Genomic DNA, 25,453 nt, shown 5'->3' on the forward strand with positions numbered 1-25,453 from the left:
TCCTCGGCGCGCTCGCCGGCTTCCTCGGCGGCCGCCTCGGCGCCCCCAAGCCCGACACCCTCGTGGCCGGATACGACGCCCGCCGCGCCTGAACGGAGCCCCGGCCGGTCTCCGCGACCGGCCGGTTCCCAGAACCGCAGGAGATCTTCGCATGAGCAGCACCACCGACAAGCTGAAGGGTCTCGCCAACGAGGCGGCCGGCAACGTCAAGCAGGCCGCCGGCAAGGTCACGGGCAACGACCGGCTCGTGGTCGAGGGCAAGGCCCAGGAACTCAAGGGCGAGGCCCAGCGCACCCTCGGCGAGGCCAAGGAGGGCGCCGCCTCGCTGGTCGACAGGCTGACCGGCAAGCGCTGACGCCACGGGTGCCGGTCCTCCGGGCCCGCCCCCCGACCCCACGCCAATCCAGGAGACATCCCATGAATCGCGACGAGTTCCGTGGCGCCACGCGCCACCTCAAGGGCCGGGCTCAGACCGCCCTCGGCGGCGTCACCGGCGATCCCGCCCGCCAGGTCCGCGGGGCCGTCAACCAGGTGGCCGGCGGTGCCCAATACGCCTACGGCCGGGCCCGGGACCGGGCGGAGGACTGGGCCGAGGACGGGCGAGATCTCGCCCACGAAGCCCGGGACCGCGCAGGTCATCTGATCGAGGAAGGCCGCGACCGGGCCGGGCACCTGATCGAGGAGGGGCGCGACCTGGCTCGCCACGCCCGCACGCGCGGCACGGCCTATGGCCGCCGGGCGGCACGCTACGCCGACGACAACCGCGCTTCGGCCCTGCTCGGCCTGGCGGCGGTGGCCTTCGCCGTCGGCTGGCTCGCCCGGCCCCGTCGCTGATCCGTCCGATTTCGGAGAGACATCATGATCCGCAAGCTCCTCACAGCGTTCCTGCTGCCCAAGCTCATCGCCTATGCCGGCCGCCGCTTCGGCGGCCGTGCCGCCCCAGCGCCGCGCCGCCGGGGCTGAGCCTGATCGAGCCCCGGGGGACGACCCCGGGCTCGCCACCAGAACGAGGATTCCCCATGAAGCTGCCCCTCGCCCTCGCTGCCGCCCTGGCCGCATCGCTGCTGAGCCTGCCGGCCACGGCCGCCCCGACCGGCCAGGGCGCGGTCACGGCCCTCCTGCGGGGCGCGTTGCCCACCGACTACGTGCAGTATCGCCGGTTCGGCCATCGCCACGGCTGGCGCGGGGGACGCGGTTATCGGCACGGCTACGGATATCGGCGCGGCCCAGGGGTCGGCGCGGCCGTCGGGGCCGGCGTGGCCGGCCTCGCCGCCGGCGCCATCATCGGCGGCGCCATCGCGAATTCGCAGGCCCAGGCCGCCCCACGCGGCATCCCGGCCGAGGCCGTGGCCGCCTGCGCCCGCCGTTTCCGCTCCTACGATGCGACCAGCGGGACCTACCTCGGCACCGACGGCGCGCGGCATTCCTGCCCGTAGCGGATCGCATGACCGGGTCGCGGGACGCGGCGGGAGGGAGCGAACGATCATCGATGAAGTTCGCCAGGCTCCTCCTGCGTCCGGAACTCGTGTTCCTGCTGCTCACCGTCCTCCTCGGCCTCGCGGCCGGTGCGGCCTACTGGGTCTCCCGCGCCACGGTGCTGACGGTCGCGGTGGCGCCCCGGGACGGGACCGAGCCGGCCCTGATCCAGGCCTATGCCGACGCCCTCGCCAAGCGCCACAAGGAGATTCGGCTCAAGGTCCTGGCCCTGGACGACGTGCGCGACAGCGCCGCCGCCCTGCAGGACGGACGAGCCGACCTCGCCGTGGTGCGCCCCGACGTCGACCTGCCCGACAACGGCCTGACCCTGGCGATCCTGCGCGACCAGGCGATGATCATCGCCTCGCCGGAGGGCTCCGGACTGACCCGGTTCCCGCAGCTCGACCGCAAGCGCCTCGCCATCCTGGCCCACCGCGACGCCGACCAGGCCCTGATCAAGGCCATGGTGGAGCATTACGGCCTCACCCTCCTCGACAAGGAGCCCGACGGCCCGATCCCGCCGCGCCACGTGGCACTGGTGGAGATGACGGAGGCGGACCTCGCCGGCGCCTTCACCCGCAAGCGGATAGACGCGGTGGTCTCGGTGATCGCACCGACCTCGCCCACGGCCCAACGCATCGTCGGCATCGTCCAGGGCGTCAGCCGGACCGGGAAGGTCGCCTTCGTCGACGTGGAGAACGCCGACGCCATCATCGCGCGCCTGCCGCGCCTCCAGGCCGTGACCATGCCGGCCGAGACCTTCGGCGGCAGTCCCAAGGTGCCGGCCGAGGACGTCCACACCGTGGGAGCCTCCTATCGCCTGATGGCCCGCACCAGCCTCTCGCGCCCGGTCGCCGCCGACGTGACCCAGCACCTGTTCGAGATGCGCAGCGGGATGGCCAACGTGACCCCGGCCGCCGACTACGTGCAGGCGCCGAGCTACGACAGCACGGCGGGCGCGACGAGCGCGCGGCTGCCCATCCATCCCGGCGCCGTGGACTTCTTCGAGCGCGAGCAGCAGGGTTTCGTCGAGCGCTACGAGACCTGGATCTATCTCGTCGCCTTCCTCGGCGGCGGCGTCGGTTCGGCCCTCGCCTGGGTCGGGCAGCGCCTGTCGCGCCTGCGCCGCGAGCGCATCGAGGAGGCCACCGACCGCTTGCTGGAGATCCGGCAGGAGGCCCAGGACAGCGCCGACGCACCGCGCCTGGAGCAGCTCGCCCGCGAGATCGACGACCTCGCCGGCGACATCGCCAAGCACGCCCTCGAACGCCCGACCGAGGCCCGCACCATGTCGGCGGCCGCCATCGCCATCGATGCGGCCCGCTCGACGGTCAAACGAACCACCGCCGCCAGCCAATACGCCGCCGAATCGAGCGACTTGGCCGGGCGCACGACATCGACGGAGGCCGCTGCGGCGGGCTGACGACGAGATCCCGGGCCGGTGCCTGCCCGGATTCCTTCCACCACGACGAACGGAGACGGACGATGAGCAAGGGCTACCCCTCGATGACTGCGCTGCTGGGCCTGCTGGCCGTGGCCGGCTACCAGAACCGCGACAAGCTCGCCGAGCTGCTGAAGGGCCACGAGACCGCCCCGACGCACGGCACGGTCCCACCGATCCCGAACACGTCGGCGACCGGCACGTCCGGCAGCGGCGGCCTCGGCAGCCTGGCCGGCCTCCTCGGCGGCGTCGGGACGGCGGGCGTCGGCGGCCTGATCGCCAGCGGTCTGAGCGAACTCGTCGACCACTTCACCAAGGGCGGTCACGGCGAGGCGGCGACGTCCTGGGTCAACCACGGTCCCAACCGCGACCTCCCCGAAGCGGATCTCGAGCGCGCGATCGGGTCGGAGACCCTCGACCATCTCACCCAGCAGACCGGCCTGAGCCGCAGCGCGCTCCTCTCACGGCTGTCGCGCGAGCTGCCGTCAGCCATCGACCGCTACTCGCCCGACGGTCGCCTGCCGACCTGAGCCGGCCCGCGTCGCGCTGCGCGCGGCCCCGGTGCCCAAAGCCCGGCCGCGCGCAGCGGAGCCTCAGCCGGCGATCGGGCGCCGCGTCCCTACTGGCGCGGGCAATGGCCGCGCGTCCACGAGAATGTCCAGACGGAGCCTTCCAATCCATGTCCAAGTTCATGAAATCCGTCACGTACCTGGCGGCTGCGGCGGCCCTCGTCACGCTGGTCTTCGTGGTGTTTCAATCCACGAGCATGTTGGCGAGCTCCTGACGCCGGGGACTTCGGAGCAGGGCGGTGCTCCGGGCCTCGTTGATCCCTGGAACCCCCGCGATCGATCGCGGGCTGCCGTGGAAATCCAGGATCTGCGCCCGCGATGGGTGACGATGCCTGCCTCGGTGGGAACGGTGACCGACCCTGTGACGTGTTGAACCATAGTCTGGCTCGGAACACGCGGAGGGCGAGGCTGTTATGAGGCTACATCCCACACGATAGGAGAAATCGCATGCGCAAGCTCGCACTTGCATCGACGGCCCTGCTTGGGCTCGGCCTGCTGGCGTCGGCACCGGCCGAAGCACGCGGCTGGGGCTATGGCGGCGGTTACGGCCATGGTGGTTATGGTCACGGTTACGGATACGGTGGCGGCTATCGCGGCGTTGGCTTCCGGGGCGGCTATGGCGGCTATCGTGGCTATGGCGGTTACGGCCGCGGCTACGGCTATCGTCGCGGCATCGGTCCCGGCGCAGCCATCGGTCTCGGCATCGCGGGCCTCGCGGCCGGTGCCATCGTCGCGAACAGCTACGGCGGCTATGGCTACGGGTACGGACGCCCGGTCGGCTATTACGGCGGTGGCTACGGCTACGCACCCGCCTATGGCTACGGTGGCGGTTATGGCTACCCGGCCTACGGTTACGGCTACTGATCCGGCTCCGTTCGCACCGGTCTTCGGCCGGTGACGTGACGGGCTGACGCGACGATGCGCCCGGGGTGAAACCCGAGCGCATCGTCCGCCGCGCCTCTGATGAGCCGGGTGTGCTCGTCGAGAACTATCTTCATTGCTGTCCGAACGCCTCGAAGGTCCGCGACGCGCCGACCTCGGCATGGGACCTTGCCCGCCAAGCCCCGTAATCCCGCCGGTATCGTCGACCGTCGGCGGCAGATCTCCTCCGCCACGCCGTCGATCGATGCAGCGGCGTGAGCACGCTGTCCTGGTCTCACCGGCGTGGAGCTTGGCGCTTTCACGATCCTCTATCCCAATGGGTCAGAAAGCGTCCTGGCAGTTTGGCGGGGCGATCATCACGGCCCTTCCGGGGGAGCGGGCCCTCGCACGCCGCTACAGAGTTCCGGGAGAACGCCGCGGCCGTTCCTATGGATACGATGGCGCCCAGGTGCCGGTATCATTCGGGCAGAGGCGCGGCTCGACCCGCCGCCGAGCCATGCAAGCAATCGTCCCAAATCCATGCGCGCCGATTCCTGGTATGCGTGGATTCGCTCCGCACGCCACTGCTAAGATCGCCCTCCCTCTCAGATCGGGGCTATCACCATGACCTATGTCACCACGAAGGACGGCGTCGAAATCTTCTTCAAGGATTGGGGTCCCGCGGACGCTCAGCCGATCATGTTCCACCACGGCTGGCCGCTCTCGTCCGACGACTGGGACGCGCAGATGCTGTTCTTCCTGCAGCACGGCTACCGCGTCGTCGCGCACGACCGGCGCGGCCACGGGCGCTCTGCCCAGATCGGCAGCGGCCACGACATGGACCACTACGCCGCCGACGCCTTCGCGGTGGTCGAGGCTCTGGATCTGCGCAACGCCGTGCATATCGGTCATTCCACTGGCGGCGGCGAGGTTGCCCGCTACGTCGCGCGGCACGGTGAGCCGGCCGGGCGCGTCGCCAAGGCGGTGCTGGTCTCAGCGGTGCCGCCCCTGATGCTGAAGACCGACGCCAATCCGGACGGGCTGCCGCGCGACGTCTTCGACGGATTCCGCGCGGCGACCGCCGGGAATCGCGCCCAGTTCTTCCTCGACGTCGCCAGTGGCCCCTTCTACGGCTTCAACCGCGACGGCGCGACGGTGATGCCCGGAGTGGTCCAGAACTGGTGGCGCCAGGGCATGATGGGCAGTGCGAAGGCCCATTACGATGGGATCAAGGCCTTCTCCGAGACCGACCAGACCGCGGATCTCGAGGCCATCGGCGTGCCGACCCTCGTCCTGCACGGCGAGGACGACCAGATCGTCCCGATCGCCGACGCGGCGCTCAAATCGATCAAGCTGCTGCGGAACGGGACCATCAAGACCTATCCGGGCTACGCACACGGCATGCTCACGGTGAATGCCGAGGTCCTGAACGCCGATCTCCTCGCCTTCGTGAAGGGCTGAGCCCGAATCCGTCCCTCCCTGCACCGATCGCGCAGCCTGGCGGGAGGGCAGGGGAGCACGCTCCCGGGCGGGCGGACGCCCCATCCCGGAGCCAGGACCGACGATTGTGCCCGCGCCTCCTCGGACAAGATGGTTAAAGGAAAATTAACCATCTTGTCCGCAGAGACGACCAGAGACCCGTCCGCCTTGTGTCGTGTTTCCGGATATGCAGGCAGCAGAGCGATCAGCGACATGTTGGGAATGGATCGCGTTTCTCTCAAGTCCGTGGCGGCCCTTCAGGCCGGCACCGTCGCCGTGCTCAGCGCCGTCGTGGTCTGGAGCAGCCTCGCCCTGACGGGTGCGCCGCGCGGATCCGGGCCGGACACCGCGCAGCTCCGACGCACCTCCGAAGCCTTCGCGGGCTCCCTGGACCGCAGCCTCTTCGAGGTGTCGCAGGATCTGCGCACAGCGGCCGTCGCGCTGCGCCAGACCGGCACCGGCCTGATGGACGCGGATCCCCAGGCCGTTGTGCGCGCCTGGGCCGATCTGCGCCCGGCCTATGCCGACATCCTCCTCGTCGGTGCAAACGGCCGTATCCGGGCCGCTGGCCGCGAGGACATGATCGGCCGCGACGTCTCGGGACAGCCCTGGTTCGCCAGCGCGCGCAACGCGGCCTCGACCGTCGTCACGGCCTCCGCAACACCGCGCGATCCCGTCCCCTTCGAGGTCTCGATTCCCGTCGCCGGGTCGGGCTCCCGCAACGCCGAGTACCTCGTCGCCCGCCTGGCCGACACCTGGCTCGGCGATCTTCGCAGCGGGATCCTGCGCGCCCGTCCGGCCGCGGATTCGGCCCTGGTCCTCACCGTGCTGGCGCCCGACGGCCGAGCGCTCGCGGGCAACGGCGGAGCGCAGGCCGGCGACGGCGGCGCCCGCAACGTCGAGCATGCCACGCCGAGCACCGGCTACGGCGACCTCGGCCCCTCGGGCTGGCTCGCGGTCGCCCGTACGTCCGAGCCGCGCACCGCCGGGATCGGGCTGCCGGATCCGCGCCTGTGCGCGCTCTGGATCGCCACCGCCCTGCTGGCGGCCGCCCTCGCCTACGCCATCACCGGACGCCTGACGCGCCGGCTGGCCAAGATTATGGATTCGGACGGCGAGGAGAGCGTTCCGTCACGCATCGCCGAGTTCCGCGTGGGCGCCGAGCGCCTCGCCGCCCGCGAGCGCAGCCGCGGCCGTGCCCTGGCCGAGGCGCGGACTGCGCTCGCCCGGGTGCGCGAGCGCCTGCGCACCTTCGAGGCGATGTCGGGCTGGACCTACTGGGAGATCGACACCGAGGCGGGCAACGTGACCTGGGTGGATTCCGCCGCCCCCGGCGTCGCCGCCACCGACCGTGCCGTCGCGCTGACCGACCTCACGGACGGCATCAAGCCGCAGGATCGCGACCTGATGCGGTTCACCATGCAGGCCGCCCTGGACGGCGAGGGCCCGCACGACGTGGTCCTGCGCCGGGCGGAATCGACGGACGGCCAGGAAGCGCGCCGCCTCCTCGTCCGCTTCATCCGCGGCAGCGCGGAGGTGTCCGCGCCGGGCGCGGCCCGCCTCCACGCCCTCAGCCGCGAGGTTCCGGCGGGCCTGGCCACCGGGGCGCAGGACGGCACCGAGACGGCGGATGCCGGGGTCAAGACTCCGGAGCGGCGCGGCGAGAACATGCTGCGTCAGGTCATCGACGGGATCGTCGACGACTTCAACAACCTGCTCACCGTGATCAGCGGCAACCTCGGGACGCTCAAGCGCCGCCACGGCCTCAACCCGGAGCAGGTGCGCCTGATCGAGGCCGCCCTCGCCGGTGCGCAGCGCGGCTCGAGCCTGACCCGCCGCCTCGTCCGGTTCGTGCGCCGCGACGATTCCACCCTCCAGGAGACCGAGATCGGAACCGCCCTGACGGCGTTCGCGCCGTTCCTCAGCGCCAACGTGCTGAGCCAAGCCCCCATCAAGATCCGCGTGCGCCCGGGGCTCGCCCGTGCCCTGTGCAGCGAAGGCATGCTGGAGGCCGTGCTGCTGAACCTCGCCTTCCATGTCCGCGATCTCGGCTCCGAAGGCTTCGCGATCGGCGCCGACGAGCGGGTGCTGTCGGAGGAGGACGGGATCGCCCTGCGGCCCGGTCGCTACGTGCGCCTCGTGCTGGCCAGCGGCACGCCCGGGCGGGTCACCCCCCTGGCGACCCCGCCCGGCGAGGAGCGCTCCACGGCCGCCGTGGCGAACCTCCTCAGCGGGATCGGCGGCGGATTCCGCCTCGTGGCGGACGGACGCGGCGAATCCGCCTTCCTGGCCGAGCTCTGGATCCCCGCCGGCGAGGCGCCGGGCGAGACCGGACATGAGGAGGCGGCCACGGTCCAGCCGCGCCTGCACGTCCTGCTCGTCGACAGCGACACCCTGGTCCGCGAGAGCTTCGCCGAGGCCCTCTCGGACCTCGGTCACCGCGTCACCCAGGCGGGCTCGGCCGAGCACGCCCTGGCACTCCTCGATGCGCCGGAAGGGTTCGACGTCATGATCGCCGACCAGCGCATGCCGGTGATGAGCGGTCTCCAACTCGCCGCCACGGTGGTCCAGCACCATCCCGGCATCCGCATCGTCCTCGCCGGGCCGCAGGGACACCTGCCGGAAAGCGCCCGGGCCTTCCTGCAGATCGACAAGCCGTTCCGGTACGGCGACCTTGCCGCCGTGATGCGTCGTGCGGCCCACGACCCCGCCGCGAAGGCGGCCTGAGGCCGCACCGGGCAAGGTCCTCCGGATTCCGACCAGGACCCGGCTCGATCCGGGACCTCCGCCGCGGCATGCAGCGGGTTGACGGGACGGGGTCGGCGAAACGACCGCGCCATGCCCCAGTAAACCGAAGCCGCGCGGCTTGGTCGGCCCGCGCGACGCGGGTCCGGACCGCCCCGTCGGCCCGGTGGCCCCTGCACCGGAACAATCCACAGGGCCATCCGCGCGAAAAAATCCGGACGCGCCTCGATCGCGGCCCCGACACCGCGAGCGGCCGTTTCAGCGACCAGCAAACCCGTATTGCCAACGTTTCGGCCAGGCGAACCCATTGCGGATCTTCAGGTCACGCGTTCCAGTTGTATAAATCCGACAAACCGCGCCCCACGCGCGCCGCGATGCTGTGAGAGTAGCCTTGCGCCGACTGAATCGAGCAGCCGCATATTTGCGCAGTTGCTCATTCTATTGTCACGATAATCAGCAAGACAGAGATTAACCGTCTTCGGCCCGAATAACATGTGTTGCCTAGGGGCACATGGGTGGGTCCGTCGACTTGTGAGATCCAGCTTTCGCGAGCGCGTTAAGAATTGATTAACCCCGAAGGTCGATGAATTGCCGCGAGCGGACGCGTCGATTTTCATGCCATCGCGCGCGAATGCCTCACCGGAACGGATCGTCCGCATCGATGTCGCGCATCGCCCTTCTCACCTCGACCCTGCCCCTGGCCCTGGTCCTGTCGCACACCGCGATCGCCGCGGACTGGTACACCGGTGCGGAACCGGTGATCCTGGACGAGAACTGGACGGTGGCGGTCGACGCTTCGGTCGCCGTCACCTCCAACAGTTCCGCCTTCGGCTCCGTCACCGGGACGATCGCCACGGAGGGCACGCTCCTGGAGAGCGGTCCCCGCCTGCGCGTCGAGGGCGTGGCCGGCACCTACAGCTATCCCGGCCAGAAGGTGGGGCAGCGGGTGACGGGCTACCAGCAGGAAGGGGCCCTGTCGGGCGGCTACGAATGGATCTGGCGCGACGCGGCCCTGGCCGGCTTCGTCGGGTTCAACGTGCGCAGCAACCAGCTGTCGATCCTCGACCCGGGCAACCCCGTCGTCGGGACCGGCGTGGGCGCCAAGTTCGCGGCCAACTTCTATGCCCGGCCGACCGAGAACACGATGGTCTCGGCCTACGGCTCGTACTCAACCCAGTTCAATGCCTACTATTCACGCTTCCGGGTCGGCTACATGGTCGCCGATGGGGTCTATGTAGGCCCCGAAGCCATGTTCCTCGGCGACAACTTCTTCAACCAGTACCGCATCGGCGGACACCTGACAGGCTTTTCCTTTGGTCCGATCAAGATGGCCGTCGGTGTCGGCTACGTGAAGGATCGCATTCAGGGCAGCGGATACTACTCGACCGTCGAAGCGAGAACGGCATTCTAACCGGATCTTCAGATCTTGTTAGGAACGTTTCGTCGCGCGCCAATTCAATTTTTTCATATGTGCCATCTTACAACAGTTGCGCGCATTCCATCCCTGAAATGCGCAATTTCCGCGACGCGTGGCCCGGATTCTCTTGGCAGGCAAATCGCTCAGGTGGTTCTCAGGTATTGCGCCGTCCCGTTCCCGCGCAGGTCGCTACCCTGAAGGCCCGGTGGGCGCAGGGCGGTCCGGAAGGAACGCGGGCGACGCGGATTGCGGAAGGGCAGGGTCGTGGCAAGTGCATTTCGTTGGGTGGCCTGGATCGCGTCGGCCGCTGCGGTCCTCGTCCTGCTGAGCCAACCCGTCAGCACGCAGGATCAGCTGATCATGAGCCTCTGCGCCATGGTGGCGATGGTAGCGCTGTGGGTGTTCTTCGACAATCAGCCGGCGCGCTTCGTCTTCCTGGCCCTCGGAAGCCTCGTCGTGCTGCGCTACATGTTCTGGCGCGTGACGAACACGCTGCCCTCCGTCAGTGATCCGGTCAGCTTCGGCTTCGGCCTCCTGCTGCTGCTGGGCGAGCTCTACTGCGTCTTCATCCTGTTCGTCAGCCTGACCATCAACGCCGATCCGCTCCGGCGCGCGCCCCCGCCGATGGCGGCCGCCGACGATCCGGAGGCCCTCGACGCGCTGCCCACCGTCGACATCTTCGTGCCGAGCTACAACGAGGATGCGGGCATCCTCTCGGTGACCCTCGCGGCCGCACGCCTCATCGACTACCCCGCCGACAAGCTGACGGTGTGGCTGCTCGACGACGGCGGCACCGACCAGAAATGCGCCGACCCCGACCCGGTGAAGGCGCAGGGCGCGATGCGTCGGCGCATGGAGCTCCAGGCCCTGGCCGCCTCCCTCGGCGTCGAGTACCGCACCCGGGCCCGCAACCAGCACGCCAAGGCGGGCAACCTCAACAATGGCCTCAAGCATTCGCACGGCGAGATCGTCGTGGTGCTGGATGCCGACCACGTCCCGTTCCGGTCGTTCCTGCGCGACACGATCGGGTATTTCGCCCAGGATCCGCGCCTGTTCCTGGTGCAGACGCCGCACGCCTTCCTGAATCCCGACCCGATCGAGCGCAACCTGCGCACCTTCGACCGCATGCCCTCCGAGAACGAGATGTTCTACTCGGTGACGCAGCGCGGCCTCGACAAGTGGAACGGCTCGTTCTTCTGCGGTTCGGCCGCGCTCCTGCGCCGGCGCGCCCTCGACGAGGCGGGCGGCTTCTCGGGCGTCACCATCACGGAGGATTGCGAGACCGCCTTCGAGCTGCATTCGCGCGGCTGGAACAGCATCTACGTCGACAAGCCGCTGATCGCGGGCCTGCAGCCCGAGACCCTCGAGGCCTTCATCGGCCAGCGCTCGCGCTGGTGCCAGGGCATGTTCCAGATTCTTCTCCTGAAGAACCCGCTGTTCAAGCGCGGCCTGCATTCGATCCAGAAGGTCGCCTACCTGTCGAGCATGACGTTCTGGTTCTTCCCCGTGCCGCGGCTGATCTTCATGTTCTCGCCGCTGCTGCACATCTTCTTCGATCTGAAGATCTTCGTCGCCAGCGTGGATGAGTCCATCGCCTATACGGCGACCTACGTCGTCATCAACCTGATGATGCAGAACTACGTCTACGGAAAGTTCCGCTGGCCCTTCGTCTCCGAGCTGTACGAGTACGTCCAGGGCCTGTTCCTGTTCCGCGCCATCGCCTCGGTCATCGTCTCGCCCCGTCGGCCGACCTTCAACGTCACCGCCAAGGGCACCACCCTGGAGCAGGACCACCTCTCGGCCCTGGCCTGGCCGTTCTTCGCCGTCTACGGCCTGCTGCTGCTCGGCTGCGGCACCGCTCTCTACCGCTACCTGTTCGAGCCCGGCGTCACCAACCTGATGCTCGTCGTCGGCCTGTGGAACTTCTTCAACCTCCTCATGGCCGGCGCCGCCCTCGGCGTGGTGGCCGAGCGCCGCGTCACCGAGGCGAGCCCGTCCCTGGCGATCAACCGGCAGGGACGGATGATGCTGGGCGGCCGCGCCCTCGACGTCGCCGTGGACCGCGCCTCGGCCGTCGGCTGCACCGTCCGGTTCGGGGCCGACGCCCTGCCGTTCGGCACCGGCAGCACCTACCGCACCGGCCAGCTCACGGTGCAGCCCCTCGACGGCGCCCCCGCCGGCGGCGTGCTGCCCTTCGAGGTCGGGACGATCGCCCATGCGGGCGACGACGTGGTGGTGACCCTGCGCTTCCAGCCCCTCGACGCCCAGGGCTATGCCGGCCTGGCGAGCCTGATGTACGGCGATGCGGGCGCCCTCCTGCGCTTCCAGCAGGGCCGGCGCCGGCACAAGAACATCGTCTCGGGCACCCTCCAGCTGATCTGGTGGGGCCTGGTGGAGCCGTTCCGCGCCTTCAGCTACCTGTTCAAGCCGCGTCCGCAGGCGACCGCCGCCCCCACCACCGACACCGCCCTTCCGCGCACCGCGCCCCGGGCGCCGCTCCTGCCCGGCGGCAGCCCCGGCGGGGCCGCGGCCGCCCGGCCGCGCCCGGCCGACAATCCCCTGCCGGCCCGGCAGAGCTTCGCGCGCAGCAACGACGGCGAACCGACTACCGACTGGGTCCGCCTGATGCTGGAATTCGAGAACGATCGCCTGCTCGGCGGTGCGGCGGGCGGCGGTGGGCGCGGCGCCGACCTCCACGCCCGGTCGTGAGGGAGGCTCGCATGCGTGTTACGACGATCACCCGCGGGCTCCTCGCGCTGGCGCTGGCGGGCGGGGCCGCCGAGGCCCGTGCCCAGAGCTTCATCGGGGCCGGTCCGGCCGAGCGCTTCTCTGTTCCCCCCGCGGGCGATGCCCTGCGCCGGGAGGGAGAGGCCGCCCGCGGTCGGGCGCCGGCAACCTCTGCGGCCCCTGCGGGCTCCGTCGCCCCGACGCCCGCTCCGGCGGTCCGGGACGGCGCCCTGGCGACGATCGGACCCGCGCGGCGCCTGCCCGCCACCACCGGCGGGTTCCGCTTGGAGGGCGAGGAGGACGTTCTGCGCTTCCCGGTCTACGTGACGGAAGCCCAGAGCCGCGGGCGCCCGCGCCTGCGCGTCTCCTACCTCTCGGCCATCTCCGTGGCGCCCGAGACCTCCGAACTCGTCGCCAGCGTCAACGGCGCCGTGGTCGGCCGCACCCGCATCCAGGCCCCCGGCGCCGTCAAGGTGGTGGAGTTCGAGCTGCCCGAAGGCAGCCTCAAGCTCGGCTACAACGCCATCGACCTCTCGGCGAGCCAGCGCCACCGGGTCGACTGCTCCCTCGACGCGACCTACGAGCTCTGGACGCAGATCGATCCCTCGCGCTCCGGCCTCGTGGTGGCCCCCGTCGCCGCCGCCGGGATCGAGTTGAAGGACCTCGCCGCCCTCGAGCCCGACGACGGCGGCGCCCTGCCGGTCCGCGTCGTGATCAACGACAAGCCGAGCCTGCCCCGCCTGGAGCGGATGTTCCACGCCATCGAGGCGATCGGCCTCGTGGGGCGCATCGCCCGCCCGGTGGTGGAGTTCGGCTCGGTGATGACCGGCCGCGCGGGCATCAACCTCATCGTCGGGACGGCGGCGGAGCTGCGCGGCACGCCGGATATCGAGGCCATCGGTCCGATCACCGGCCCCCGGCTCGCGATGCTGCCGCCGCGGGAGGACCGTGCCCCGGCCCTCGTCGTCAGCGGCACCAGCTACGACGAGATCGAATCCGCCATCGCCACCCTGGCGCGCGGCACCGAGCCCTACGGCACGCCGCGCGGCCTGAAGGCCGCGGCGCTGCTGCGCGGCGCGCCCCTCGACAGCGGCGACCGCGTCTCGCTGCAATCCCTCGGCGTGGCGACCCGGGAATTCTCCGGGCGCCTGCTGACGACCCGCTTCGACGTCCAGCTGCCGCCGGACTTCCTGCCCGCCGACTACGGCAAGATGCTCCTGAACCTCTCGGGCGCCTACGCCTCCGGCCTGTCGTCGGAGGCGCGCGTCCTCGTCGACCTCAACGGCCGCAACGCCGCCAGCGTGCCCTTGCCGCAGGCACGCGGCGAAGTCTTCGAGAACAACACCATCCCGCTGCCCCTCGGCCTGTGGCGGCCAGGCCTGAATCGCGTCGAGATCTCGGCCCAGGTGCCGACCCCCGGCGACGCCACCTGCACGGCGAGCACCGCGGAGACGAAGCGCGAGCGCTTCCTGTTCCTCGACCGCACGACCCTGAGCGTTCCGAACCTGGCCCGCGCCGCCCGGATCCCGGACCTCGCAGCGACGACCAGCGGCGCCGTTCCGTTCTTGGAAGGCGGGCAGCGGCCCCGCCTCGTCCTGCCCGTCCTCGACCGCGACACCGTGGCGGCGGGCGCCATGATCGCCGCGCGGCTCGCGAGCGCGGCCGGGCGGGTGATCGACTTCGAGCTCGCCACGGAGGCGCAGGGCGGCACGGGACCGACCCTGGTGGTGGCCCCGGTGCGCGCCGTGGCACCCGCGACCCTGACCGGCCTCGGCCTCGATCCGGAGCAGATCCGCCGCATCTGGGAGGCCCGTGCCGAGACGGCCCGGCCGGCGGGACAATCCGGCTCGGTGCCGGCCCCGACCCTCGACCGCCTGCGCCGAGACGTGCCGGCCCGCTGCAGCCTGCCCGACCTCAACTTCCGCGTCGCCGGCCCGGTGACGCCCCGCAGCCCCGCTCCGGACGCCGCATCCGGAGCCCGCGGCGGCACGGCCCGCGCCAGCGATGGCGACCTCGTGACGAAGTGGGACGAGACCCTGCGCGCCCGCCATCCCCTGGTCGAGGCGGCCGACGGCCTCGTCGAGCGCGCCTCCGCCACCGTGCGCGGCCTGCTCGGCGAGACGCGCACCTGGATCGATGCCGACGCGTCGGAACGGAGATCCGCCGTCCCGCCCCGCGCCTCGCTCATCCTGGCCCAGGCCCTGTCGAGCGGGGGCACCGGGTTCGATGACACCACCACCCTGGTCACCGCCCCGAACCCGCTCCTGCTCAAGGCCTCCGTGGCCTGCCTCGTCGACCCCGAGGTCTGGTCGCGGATCAGCGGGCGCTTCGCCTTCCTCGACGCGGCCGACGGCCGCCTCGACACGGTCGAGCCCGACGCCGTCCGGATCGTCGAGACGCGGGCGCCCTCGGTCTGGAACCTGCGGCTCGTCGTGGCCGGGTGGCTCTCGATGAATCCCGTCGTCTACGCGGCGCTGGCGCTCGCCCTGGCTCTCTGCCTCGGCCTGACCACCACGCTCATGGTCCGCAATGTCGGCCGGAGGAATGCATGAGACGCCCCGCCCCGAGGCGCCCCTTCCCGTCGCTCCGAGGCGCCGCCCTCGCGGCGGTCCTGACCGCGGGATTCGCGAGCGGATCCGTCACCGGGCCCTGTCTGGCTCAGGGCGGCGCCGCGCCGCTTCCCGCCGGCTCGGCCCGGGATCCCCAGACACGCGATCCCGCCATGCCGGACCTGCCGACCTCCGTCCCGCCCGCCATCGCGCTGCCGGCCGCACCGCAGGCCAAGGACGATCCCGCCCGCGCGGCCCAGCCCCTCGCCGGGAGCCTGAGGAGCGCGGAGGGCTGGCGCCTCTACCGGGCCCGCTTCGTCACCGAGGCCGGGCGGGTCGTCGACACCGCCAATGGCGGGATCAGCCACAGCGAGGGGCAGGGCTACGGCATGCTGCTCGCCGTGGCGGCCAACGACCGCCCGACCTTCGAGCGGCTCTGGGGCTGGACCCGCGCCAACCTGATGGTGCGTCCGGATTCGCTCCTGGCCTGGCGCTGGGAGCCGGGCAAGCGCCCGGCCGTGGCGGACATGAACGATGCCACCGACGGCGACATCCTCGTCGCCTGGGCGCTGACGGAGGCCGCCGAGGCCTGGGACGATGCCGGCTACCGCGTCGCGGCCCGTCGCATCGCCGTCGAGGTCGGGCGCCGCACCGTCCTGTTCAAGGACCCCAACGGCGCGTTGCTGCTCCCGGCGGTCTCGGGCTTCTCGGCGGCGGAACGCGCCGATGGTCCCCTGATCAACCTGTCCTACTGGGTCTTCCCGGCCTTCGCCCGCCTGCCCCTGGTGGCTCCGGAATACGACTGGGCCGCCCTGACCGGGAGCGGCCTGCGGCTCCTGCGCCGCGCCCGCTTCGGCAGCGCCAACCTGCCCACGGAATGGATCTCCCTGAAGGGCGACCAGCCCCGCCCGGCCGACGGCTTCCCGCCGCTGTTCTCCTACAACGCGATCCGGATTCCCCTCTACATGGCCTGGGCCGATGTGGGCCGCCGGGAGGATTACGAGCCCTTCGTGGCCCTCTGGTCCGGGCCGGACCGCGAGCGCCTGCCCATCGTCGACACCGCCGACGGGCGCACCGTCGAGTGGCTGGGCGAGAGCGGCTACGCCGCCTTGTCCAGCCTGCTGCTCTGCGCCGTGAAGGGGACCCCGCTCCCCGACGGCTTCAGCCAGGTGCAAGACAACGAGAACTACTATCCGACCACGCTGCATCTCCTGGCCATGGTGGCCGCGCAGATGAGGGGACCGTCATGCTTGAAGCGTTAGCGCGCCGGCTGAGCCGCGGAACCGCGCCCCTCGGCGTCCCGCTGGGCGTGGCCCTCGCGGCGCTCGCCCTGCCGGCCCTGGCGCAGGGACCGGCCGGCGAGGATGCCAGCCGGGCACCCGCCATCGTCGTCGATCCCACGGGTTCGGCGGCCAACGGCATGGTCGACGAGAGCGCGCTGCGCTACTACGCGGCGCAGAAGCAGACCGCCCGGATGAAGGCGGAGGCCGCGCGGCTGAAGCAGCTCTATCCGGGCTGGACCGAGCCCACCGACCTCGACACCCTGCAGCCGAGCCCCCCCGAGGAAGCGCCCCTCTGGGACCTCTTCACGGCCGGCCGCTTCGACGACCTCTACGCGGCGATCGCCGGCCGGCGCACGGTCGACCCGAACTGGCAGCCCTCCGACGAACTGGCGCGCAAGCTGCGCCGCGCCGGCTTCCGCAGCCGCCTGAAGGGGCTCGCCAGCGCCAAGCGCAACCTCGACGTCATCGCCCTCTACCGCGCCGATCCCAGCGCGCTCGATCCCGGCGACGTCGAGAGCATCTGGATCGTCGCCGACGCCCTGGCGGCCGAGGAGGTCACGGCGCAGGCCTTCACGCTCTACAAGTCCGTCCTCGACACCAGCAACGACACCGGCGCCCGGCTGGCCACCATCCAGAAGGCGATGTCGAACCTGCCGATGGCCGCGGCCGAGCAGCTCATCGCCCTCGGCCGGACGGATTCCGACGGCAATTCCGAGTTCCGCCGCATCGCCATCGACATCACCCGCGCGCGGATCGTCGCCGTCCTGCACGACGCCCCCGCGCACGAGCCGACCACCAGCGACATCGCGGCGTTCCAGGCGCAAGCCCGCAAGACCGGCGATCCGCGGGAGACCGGGCTCCTCGGCTGGTACGCCTACAAGCGCCAGCAGTTCCGCGAGTCGCTGGACTGGTTCAAGCTCGCGATCAGCCGGGGCGGCGACGCGATGACCGCCCACGGGCTCGCCCTCGCGCTGCGCGCCGTCGGCATGGCGCGCGAGGCCGAGGAGGTGGCCTATGCCTGGCGGGACAAGTACGTCGGCAACAACATCCTCTTCATCGAGCTCCTGGAGCGCAAGCTCACCCAGGCGAACCCGGCCTTCATCGACCTGGACCGGATCAACCGCTACGCCAAGGTCACCCTGGCCTCGAGCTCCGGCGAGGGTGCCCAGGCGCTGGGCTGGTACGCCTACAATTCCTGCCAGTTCGAGGCCGCCCTGGAGTGGTTTCAGCACGGCATCGCCTGGCTGCCGAGCGAATCGACGGTGCTCGGCTATGCCCTGGCGCTGCAGCGCCTGAAGCGCACGCGCGAGTACCTCGAGATCGTCAACCGCTACGACGGCCTGTTCCCGAAGGTGGTGGACCTGCTGTTCCGCGAGGGTCCGGACGGGCCGCCGCTCGCCTGCAGCGTCGCGGCGGCCCCGGCCGCCGGCGCGCGCCAGCCCGCGAGCCCCGCGCCGACCGCCGTGCTCGCCAACGCCGCCCGCGCGCCGGCCGCCTACGGCCGGGTGCCGAAGCCCGACATCTCGGCCAACGGGGCGGCGCGCCCGCTTCCGGTCCTGCGCAGCGAGTTTCCGCTGTCCGTCGCCTCCGAGAACCCGTTCCGCTACCTGCCGGCCGCCATGTCCCGGCAGGCGCCCGAGCGGAGCCCCGGCGGCTTCCTGGCCGAACCCGCGACGGGTGCGCCGCCCCTGGTCGCCCGCCGGGTGCCGGGCGCCGGGCCGATGCCCTACGAGCGCTACGGCTTCGCGCTGCTGCCGGGCTACAACGGCATGACCCAGGCTTCCACCCTGTCCGATCCGCCCGCCGGCACCCAGTGGCAGGACCAGCAGGCCGCCAGCGCCAATGGTCAGACCCGGTCGAGCCGCGAATCCGACCGCTTCGGCGTCCCGGGCTCGCAACGCGCCAACTTCGTCGAGGCCGGCACCAGCGCCGGACAGCAGCCATGAGTCGGATACGGCCTTCCGGAACCGCGGCGGCGCTGGCGGCGCTGCTGCTCCTGCCCGCGCTTCCCGCCGCTGCACGTCCCGGCCGCGCGGCCCTCGACTTACCGGGCGCCGGACCCGTGTCCGACGTGGCGCAGAACCCGTCTCGCGACGGCTATTCCCAGCGGATCACCTTCCGGGACGATCCGCGCGCTGTCGCCGAGGTGAGCGTCCGCAACGGGGAGGGGGGCTCCGGCCCCGCCATGGCCAAGCCGAGCCGGACGGGGATCGCGGCCGAGCTGCGGGCGCGCTTTCCCGGCGAGACCATGCGGGTCGTGACCCAGGCCCACCGCAACGCCTACGGTCCGGTCGGCCTCGCGCTCGGCAACGACTGCCTCTACGCTTGGCAGTGGATCGATCTCGGTGACGCGGGCCGGCGGCGGCCGTCCTCCCTGTTCGGGGCTGACGGCGCGGCACCGGCCGCCTCCATGCGGATCAAGCTCTGCCGCACGGCGACGGCCAGTCTCGCGGACCTGACCCGCGCGGTGGAGCAGATGCGGTTCTCGGCCGATTCCAACGCCGCGCCCCGCGCCCAGGAGGAGATGGCCGCTCGCCGGCAGCCGCTGCGGCGGCGCGATGCGGCGTCCCCACGGCCGCGGGCGCCCCGCGAAGCCGCGCAGGTGCCGGAGACCACGGTGCGACCGCCCGGCGCGATGGAGCGGCCGGGCCCGGAGAAGCGCCCCGAGGCCGCGCCGCGCCGCATGGCCTCCGAGCAGTCCGGCGAGACGCAGCGCTACCTCGTGCCGGGGCCCGGCGCGGCGCCGCCCGTGCCCGCGGTGCCCGTTCCGGTGCCGCCGGCCGGGGGGCAGGGTCCACGCTACATCACCGACGCGGCGCAGGCGGACGGGACCGTCGCGATCACGGTGCCGAGACCGGCCCCGAACCGCGCCGAGGTCGAGGACCTCATGGCCCGCGAGCTCCCGGCACGGGCCTATCGCCCGCCGCCGTAGGAGGCTGCGCCCCGACGGGCCGATCCGTCGGCCCGGCATGACGCGGAAGCACCGGATGGCCTCGGGGGAGGACGCCCATCCGCACCCCGGGCCAGCGCAGGGCGAGCAACCATGTCGCCGGCCGGCCCTGCGATCCTAGATTTTCATCGTCCCTCGCACATACAACCTTGAACACCCATTCCTCCCAGGCGAAGAAGCCTGTGGCAGGGATGGTGGGCGACGGAAATGGCGCGGGTCAGCGGGCGCGGTGTTCCTTCGAGCGGAGCGGCTGCCGGAGCGGTGCAGGCGAACCGGATGCCGGCTTCGGTGCCACGCCGCGCCGGCCGGGAAACGGCCGCATGACCGGTGCGACGGACGAACCCGATGCCGGCACGGAGCCCAAGGCAGGCATCCGCCCGATGGATCTCGGTGGCGGCGGCGCGAGCGCGACGGCGGCACCGGCCGCGCCGCTGAACCAGACCCTGTCGGCGGCACCGGCCTTCGACGAGGCGACCCGTCCTCCGCCCGTCGACGCGGCGCCCGAAACCCCGGCCGGGCGCCTTGAGCGCTGGAAGCGCAAGCTCCTCGACCTGTCGCTGCGCAACAAGCTCCTCAACTTCAAGGCCGGCAAGGGCTCGGTCGTCCTCGAAGGCGTCTCTCCCGGCGCTCTGGCGGACGGCTTGGCGGCGGGGCACGACTTCCGGCTGAAGCCCGTCTCCGAAGGGTCGGCCACACCCGGCGAGCGCGGCGCCGAATTCGCGGCCGCCCTGGCCCGGAGGGAGATCCACAGCACCGCGACGGAGACCGAGCTCGAGCGCCGCCTGCTCGAGCTCTATCGGCTGGCCCGCAACGGCTTCGAGGAGGGCGGGGCCAACATCCTGTTCCTGGCCGTCGGGTTCCTGTCCTGGACCCGCAAGGAGGGTGAGGCCGCGAACCGCGCGCCGCTGCTGCTCGTTCCGGTCGCGCTCCGGCGCTCCAGCGTGCGGGCCGGCTTCCGCCTGGCGCTGCACGACGACGAGATCCGGATCAACCCGACCCTGATCGAGATGCTGCGCCAGGACTTCCGGCTGCGGATACCGGACTTCGAGGGCGACCTGCCGCGGGACGGGTCCGGCATCGACGTGGACGCCATCTTCCGGATCGTTCGCCAGCACGTGACGGAATTTCGCGGCTGGGAGGTGGTGCCGGATGTCGTGCTCTCGGCCTTCTCATTCACCAAGTACCTGATGTGGAAGGATCTCGACGACCGGGCCGACCTCCTCGGGCGCAACCCGGTGGTGCGCCACATCCTGGAGACGCCGAAGCACGCCTACGGGGACGGCACCCCCTTCCCCGATCCGGCGCATCTCGACCGGGACCATCCCCCCGAGACCGTGTTCGCGCCGCTCTCGGCGGATTCCTCGCAGCTCTCCGCGGTCCTGGCCGCCGCCGCCGGCAAGGATTTCGTGCTGTTCGGGCCGCCCGGCACGGGCAAGAGCCAGACCATCGGCAACATGATCGCCCAGTGCCTGGCCCAGGGCCGCACCGTGCTGTTCGTGTCCCAGAAGACGGCCGCCCTGGAGGTGGTGCAGCGGCGCCTGCAGGAGATCGGCCTGGGCGATCACTGCCTGGAGGTGCACGCCGCCAAGGCGCAGAGATCGGCCGTGCTCGGCCAGCTGCGCCGGGCCTGGCACGAGCGCGCGGCGCCCGCGCAGGCGGATTGGCAGGGGGCCACGCGCACGCTCGCGGACCTGCGCGCCGAGTTGAACGGCCTCGTTCAGGCCCTGCACCGGCGGCGGGAGAACGGGCTCTCGGCCTACGAGGCCTTCGGGCGCGTGATCGCGTCCGGGTCCGAACCGGCCGGTCCCGTCCTCGCCTGGCCCGACCACCGCGCCCACGGGGCGGACATCCTCGCGTCCCTGCGGGCGGCCTGCCGCGACCTGCGACCGATCCTGGCCGCGGTGGGGTCCCCCGCCGACCACCCGCTGCGGGGCATCGAATCCCCGCACTGGTCGCCGGCCTGGCGCGACGGCCTGGACGCGGCGATCACCGCCACGGTCGAGGCGCTGACCGCCCTGGCGGCGAGCGGCGGGGCCTTCGCCGAGGCGATGGGGCTTCCATCGCATCCGGTGACCGGGGCGGAGATCCGCGGCCTCCTGGGCCTCGGCAACGAAGTGCTGCGTCCCGAGGCCCGCTGCGGGGTCGCCCTCCTGGCCGACGACGCGGGCGAACTGCGCCGGGCGGTCGCCGCGCGCGAACGCGTCCAGGCCGTCCGGGCCGAGCACCTCGGCCGGCTCACCGGCACCTACCGGCCCGGCATCCTCGACCAGGACCTGGCGGGTCTCCTCGCCGCGTGGGTCGCCGCGCGGAGCGCGAACATCCTCGTCCGCCGCCATCGCCTGAGGACGGTCCTGCTGCGCCTCGAGCCCTATGCCGAGGGCGCGCTGCCGGACGATGTCGGGCCGGACCTCGCCGGCCTGATCGCGCTCGCCCGGCACGAGACGGCCGATCGCCCCGAGGAGGCGGCCCTGGCCCGGCTGGGGCCGCCCTGGAGCGACCCGGATCTGCCGGCCGCCGACTTCCGGCCCGCCCTCGCCTGGGCCGGGCGGGTCGAGCGGCTCCTGCCCGGCCTCGGGCCGCCGAACCTCGGCGACGCGGGCCTGCGCTCCCACCTCGTCCGGCTCGTCACGCAACAGGGCCGGGACCTCGAAACGGGCGGGCGCATCGCCCAGGCCTATGCGGCGTTCGCGCAGGACCACGCCCGGGCGAACGACGCGACGAAGGCGCTCGGACGGCAGGCCGGACGGTCCGGTCCCGAGGCGACGACGGAGGCGGACGGGATCGCCGCCGGCATCGCCCTGGCCCGGCGCTGGGCCTCCGGTCTCGCGCGTGCCCAGGGCTGGTGCGCCTGGCAGGCGGCCGCCCAGGAGGCGCGGGACGCCGGCCTCGGGCCGCTGATCGAGGCCCTGGAGGCGGGCCGGATCACACCCGACCGGGTCGAGTCGGCCTTCGAGACCGCCTATGCCCGCTGGTGGATCGACCGCGTCGTCGGCGACGACCCGGCCCTGCGCCGCTTCCTGCCGGAGCGGCACGAGGACGCGATCGCCCGCTTCCGCGCCGCCGACGCGCAGGTGGGCGAACTCGCCAGGCAGGTCGTCCGAGACCGCCTCGGCCGCGGCATTCCGGGGCCGACGGCCTTCGGGCGCGATCCCGAATGGGGCGCGCTCTCGCACGCGCTGACGCGGAAGCGGGGGCAACCGCCCCTGCGCAGGCTGTTCGGCCAAATGCCGAACGCGCTCACGCGGCTCACGCCCTGCGTGATGATGAGCCCGCGGTCGATCGCGCAGTACCTGCCGCCCGACGCGGCAGCGTTCGACGTCGTCATCTTCGACGAGGCCTCGCAGATCGCGCCCTGGGACGCGATCGGGGCGATGGCGCGGGGCCGGCAGGTGGTCGTGGTCGGCGATCCCGAGCAGCTGCCGCCGACCCAGGTCGGCGATCGCGGCGATCGCGGCGATCGCGGCGATCGCGGCGTCGACGACGTCGAGGACGCCGACGACCTCACCGACCAGGAATCGATCCTCGACGCGTGCCTCGCGGCCAACATCCCGCGGCGGACCCTCGACTGGCACTATCGCAGCCGCCACGAGAGCCTGATCGCCTTCTCGAACGCCCGTTACTACGGCGGGCGCCTGGTCACGTTCCCCGCCCCGGTGACCGAGGACCGGGCGGTGCGCCTGAGCTTCGTCCCGGACGGCGTCTACGAGCGGGGGGCCGGCCGGGTGAACCGGCCCGAGGCCCTGGCGGTGGTCGCCGACATCGTGCGCCGCCTGCGCGATCCGGACTTCGCACGCGCGCGGCGCTCCCTCGGCATCGTCACCTTCAACGGCGAGCAGCAGCGGCTCATCGAGAACCTCCTCGACGAGCAGCGGCGGTCGTCTCCGGAGCTGGAGCCGTACTTCGATCGCGATCGCTGGCACGAGCCCGTCTTCGTGAAGAACCTCGAGAACGTGCAGGGCGACGAGCGCGACGCCATCCTGTTCTCGGTCGCGGTCGGGCCCGACCCGGGCGGCCGGGTGGTGAGCACGGTGTCGTCCCTCAACAGGGATGGCGGCCACCGCCGCCTGAACGTCGCCATCACGCGCGCGCGACGCGAACTCGTGGTCTTCACCTCGCTCCGCCCCGAGCAGATCGATCTCGGCCGCACCCGGGCGCGGGGCGTGCGCGACTTCAAGCACTTCCTCGAATTCGCCGAGCGCGGCGCGCGGGCGCTCGCCGAGGCCTCCGCACCCACGGGGGGCGGGGTGGAATCGCCGTTCGAGGCCGCCGTGCTGGCGGCGTTGCGGGCCAGGGGTTGGACCGTGCACACGCAGATCGGCGTGTCGGGCTTCCGGATCGATCTCGGCATCGTCCACCCAGACGCCCCCGGGCGCTACCTCGCCGGCGTCGAGTGCGACGGCGCGACCTATCACCGGTCCGCCACGGCGCGCGACCGCGACCGCCTGCGCGAGCACGTGCTGACCGACCTCGGCTGGCGCATCCGGCGGGTCTGGAGCACCGCGTGGTGGGCGGATGCGAACGGCGCCCTCGCCGAGCTCGACCGGCGCCTGCGGGAGGATCTGGAGGCCGATCGGCACGCTCCCGGGGACGCGGACGACACCGATGCGGTCGGCGAGGGCACTTCCGCCGCACCGGACGCCGCGGAGACGGCGGATCATCCAGCCCTCGCTGGAACGGCGGCCGCCGCGGGCTCGGACCGCGCGCCGGAGCCGGGCGGCGAGGCGCCGGTCGCGCCCGTGGGGCATGATCCGGCCTACCGCCTCGCCGACCCGGTCGACCTCGGGGTCGCCCTGGCGCAGGACCGCTTCTACGACCCGTCCTACCGTCCGGTGCTGGCGGCCCTGGTGGCGCACGTGATCGCCGAGGAGGGCCCGATCTACGAGGACGTGCTGCTCCGGCGCGTCGCCCGCGCCCACGGCTTCCAGCGGTCGGGCCCCGTCCTCCGTGCGGCGGTTCTCGCGCAGGTTCCCGCCTCGGTGGCCCGCAGCGACGACGAGGGCCGCCCCGTCCTCTGGCCGCCCCGCGTCGCACCGCGGCCGCGCCATCCCTACCGCCCGGCGGTCTCCGGCCTGCGCAGCCATGCCGATACGCCGATGCCGGAACTCGTGGGTCTGGCGGACACGGTGCGTCCGGACGCCTCCGAGGCGGAGCGCGTCCGGCTGATGGCCCGGGCGATCGGACTGTCACGGGTCGAGGCCGGAACGCGGGCCCGATTCGCGCGGGCGAGCGCCCTGGCGCGCCAGCCGGACCCACCCGCCCCTGATGACATGTAAGGGCCGAATGCCGCTCCCGATCTCTCCGCCCCCCCCGGCGGCCGGGTGAGACTGGCGAAGGTTCAACCCACGGGGCGGGCCGCATCGCGCGGCGGGGCCAAAATCCTTCGCTGGTCCGCCGCCGTCGCGGGCGTGCCGCCGCCCGACGGAGGCAGGGATGCCGGCGCGAGTCGCAGCCGGAGCAATCGACGCGCGTGCCCGGGGGGCTCCGAAGCGACGTCGATGGTCTCCATCCATCCGTCCCCGACATTCACGATCACGGCCCGTCGAAGATCATGGCCGCGCGAGACCCGTCCGCTTCCTGCGTCTCGTCCAGCATGTTGCATTGCAGCAAAAAGGCCGGACACTGATCTTCCAGAATGATCGCTTCTCCTCTGTAAAGATCACGAATACGCATTTCATAAATTTATTTAACTTTTATATATTCTATCAAGACAACCTTCAATTGTCGCGTTCGCCGCGCGCCTTTGATTTGAACAATGCCGTCGGTGACGACCGAAATGTCGATTTGCCGGCTCGCGAATAATTGGCTTGGTTTCTGCTTCATTAGGGGAGATAGACGTGCAACGAAGCGAATTGGGACAGATCTGCCCTGTTTCGCGTCAGCGCCTGCGGATGGATGGGAACCGATGTCTGCTTATCCTGAGGGCTCCGTCACGATGGACACGACCTCTGCCCGCACG

General features: G+C 71.8%; 16 protein-coding genes. 15 read left to right on the forward strand and 1 reads right to left on the reverse strand.

Features of this window, described 5'->3' with window-relative positions; translation table 11 throughout:
- Window positions 1–151: 151 nt before the first annotated feature.
- The 15 genes from ASF49_RS12080 to ASF49_RS12150 all read left to right on the forward strand — a co-directional run bounded on the left by ASF49_RS12080 (window position 152) and on the right by ASF49_RS12150 (window position 24,770).
- Entirely contained in the window at window positions 152–355 is a 204-nt protein-coding gene (locus ASF49_RS12080; protein WP_056472984.1) for a CsbD family protein, read from the forward strand.
- A 62-nt stretch (window positions 356–417) separates the two neighbouring features.
- Window positions 418–834 carry a CsbD family protein gene (locus tag ASF49_RS12085; RefSeq protein ID WP_056472986.1) on the forward strand — a complete coding sequence of 139 codons (417 nt, stop codon included), beginning with the start codon at window positions 418–420 and terminating at the stop codon, window positions 832–834.
- A gap of 185 nt (window positions 835–1,019) precedes the next feature.
- Window positions 1,020–1,436: a BA14K family protein gene (locus ASF49_RS12090; protein ID WP_056472989.1), complete on the forward strand. Its 417-nt coding sequence runs from the start codon at window positions 1,020–1,022 to the stop codon at window positions 1,434–1,436.
- Window positions 1,437–1,489: 53 nt separating this feature from the next.
- Window positions 1,490–2,899, forward strand: a complete 1,410-nt coding sequence (locus ASF49_RS12095; RefSeq protein ID WP_056472990.1) for a TAXI family TRAP transporter solute-binding subunit — start codon at window positions 1,490–1,492, stop codon at window positions 2,897–2,899.
- A 62-nt stretch (window positions 2,900–2,961) separates the two neighbouring features.
- A complete protein-coding gene (locus tag ASF49_RS12100) occupies window positions 2,962–3,447 on the forward strand; it encodes a YidB family protein (RefSeq protein WP_056472995.1) in 486 nt (161 codons plus the stop codon).
- Window positions 3,448–3,933: 486 nt separating this feature from the next.
- Window positions 3,934–4,350 carry a hypothetical protein gene (locus ASF49_RS12105; protein ID WP_056472998.1) on the forward strand — a complete coding sequence of 139 codons (417 nt, stop codon included), beginning with the start codon at window positions 3,934–3,936 and terminating at the stop codon, window positions 4,348–4,350.
- Between the two features lie 621 nt (window positions 4,351–4,971).
- Entirely contained in the window at window positions 4,972–5,808 is an 837-nt protein-coding gene (locus tag ASF49_RS12110; RefSeq protein WP_056473002.1) for an alpha/beta fold hydrolase, read from the forward strand.
- 240 nt (window positions 5,809–6,048) lie between these two features.
- On the forward strand, window positions 6,049–8,553 hold the full coding sequence (locus tag ASF49_RS12115) for a response regulator (RefSeq protein ID WP_243214873.1): 2,505 nt from the start codon (window positions 6,049–6,051) through the stop codon (window positions 8,551–8,553).
- Between the two features lie 679 nt (window positions 8,554–9,232).
- The gene (bcsS, locus tag ASF49_RS12120) at window positions 9,233–9,982 is read left to right on the forward strand and encodes a cellulose biosynthesis protein BcsS (protein ID WP_056473010.1); all 750 of its coding nucleotides are present in this window, start codon (window positions 9,233–9,235) and stop codon (window positions 9,980–9,982) included.
- A 270-nt stretch (window positions 9,983–10,252) separates the two neighbouring features.
- Entirely contained in the window at window positions 10,253–12,697 is a 2,445-nt protein-coding gene (bcsA, locus tag ASF49_RS12125) for a UDP-forming cellulose synthase catalytic subunit (RefSeq protein ID WP_056473013.1), read from the forward strand.
- Between the two features lie 11 nt (window positions 12,698–12,708).
- Window positions 12,709–15,267 carry a cellulose biosynthesis cyclic di-GMP-binding regulatory protein BcsB gene (locus tag ASF49_RS12130; protein ID WP_056473018.1) on the forward strand — a complete coding sequence of 853 codons (2,559 nt, stop codon included), beginning with the start codon at window positions 12,709–12,711 and terminating at the stop codon, window positions 15,265–15,267.
- A gap of 170 nt (window positions 15,268–15,437) precedes the next feature.
- Window positions 15,438–16,526, forward strand: coding sequence for a glycosyl hydrolase family 8 (locus ASF49_RS12135; RefSeq protein ID WP_082511202.1), 1,089 nt, complete (start codon window positions 15,438–15,440; stop codon window positions 16,524–16,526).
- A complete protein-coding gene (locus ASF49_RS12140; protein ID WP_056473022.1) occupies window positions 16,511–18,493 on the forward strand; it encodes a hypothetical protein in 1,983 nt (660 codons plus the stop codon). Before ASF49_RS12135 ends, ASF49_RS12140 begins: the two co-directional genes overlap by 16 nt.
- Entirely contained in the window at window positions 18,490–19,479 is a 990-nt protein-coding gene (gene bcsN, locus ASF49_RS12145; protein ID WP_082511204.1) for a cellulose biosynthesis protein BcsN, read from the forward strand. The genes ASF49_RS12140 and bcsN overlap by 4 nt, the downstream gene beginning before the upstream one ends.
- 338 nt (window positions 19,480–19,817) lie before the next feature.
- A complete protein-coding gene (locus ASF49_RS12150; RefSeq protein WP_243214874.1) occupies window positions 19,818–24,770 on the forward strand; it encodes a DUF3320 domain-containing protein in 4,953 nt (1,650 codons plus the stop codon).
- A 256-nt stretch (window positions 24,771–25,026) separates the two neighbouring features.
- On the opposite strand, the gene ASF49_RS23650 is transcribed toward ASF49_RS12150, so the two are convergent.
- Entirely contained in the window at window positions 25,027–25,167 is a 141-nt protein-coding gene (locus tag ASF49_RS23650; protein ID WP_156652989.1) for a hypothetical protein, read from the reverse strand.
- Window positions 25,168–25,453 lie beyond the last annotated feature (286 nt).

Origin of the sequence: Methylobacterium sp. Leaf104 (assembly GCF_001422885.1) — a bacterium.
Taxonomy (GTDB): Bacteria; Pseudomonadota; Alphaproteobacteria; order Rhizobiales; family Beijerinckiaceae; genus Methylobacterium.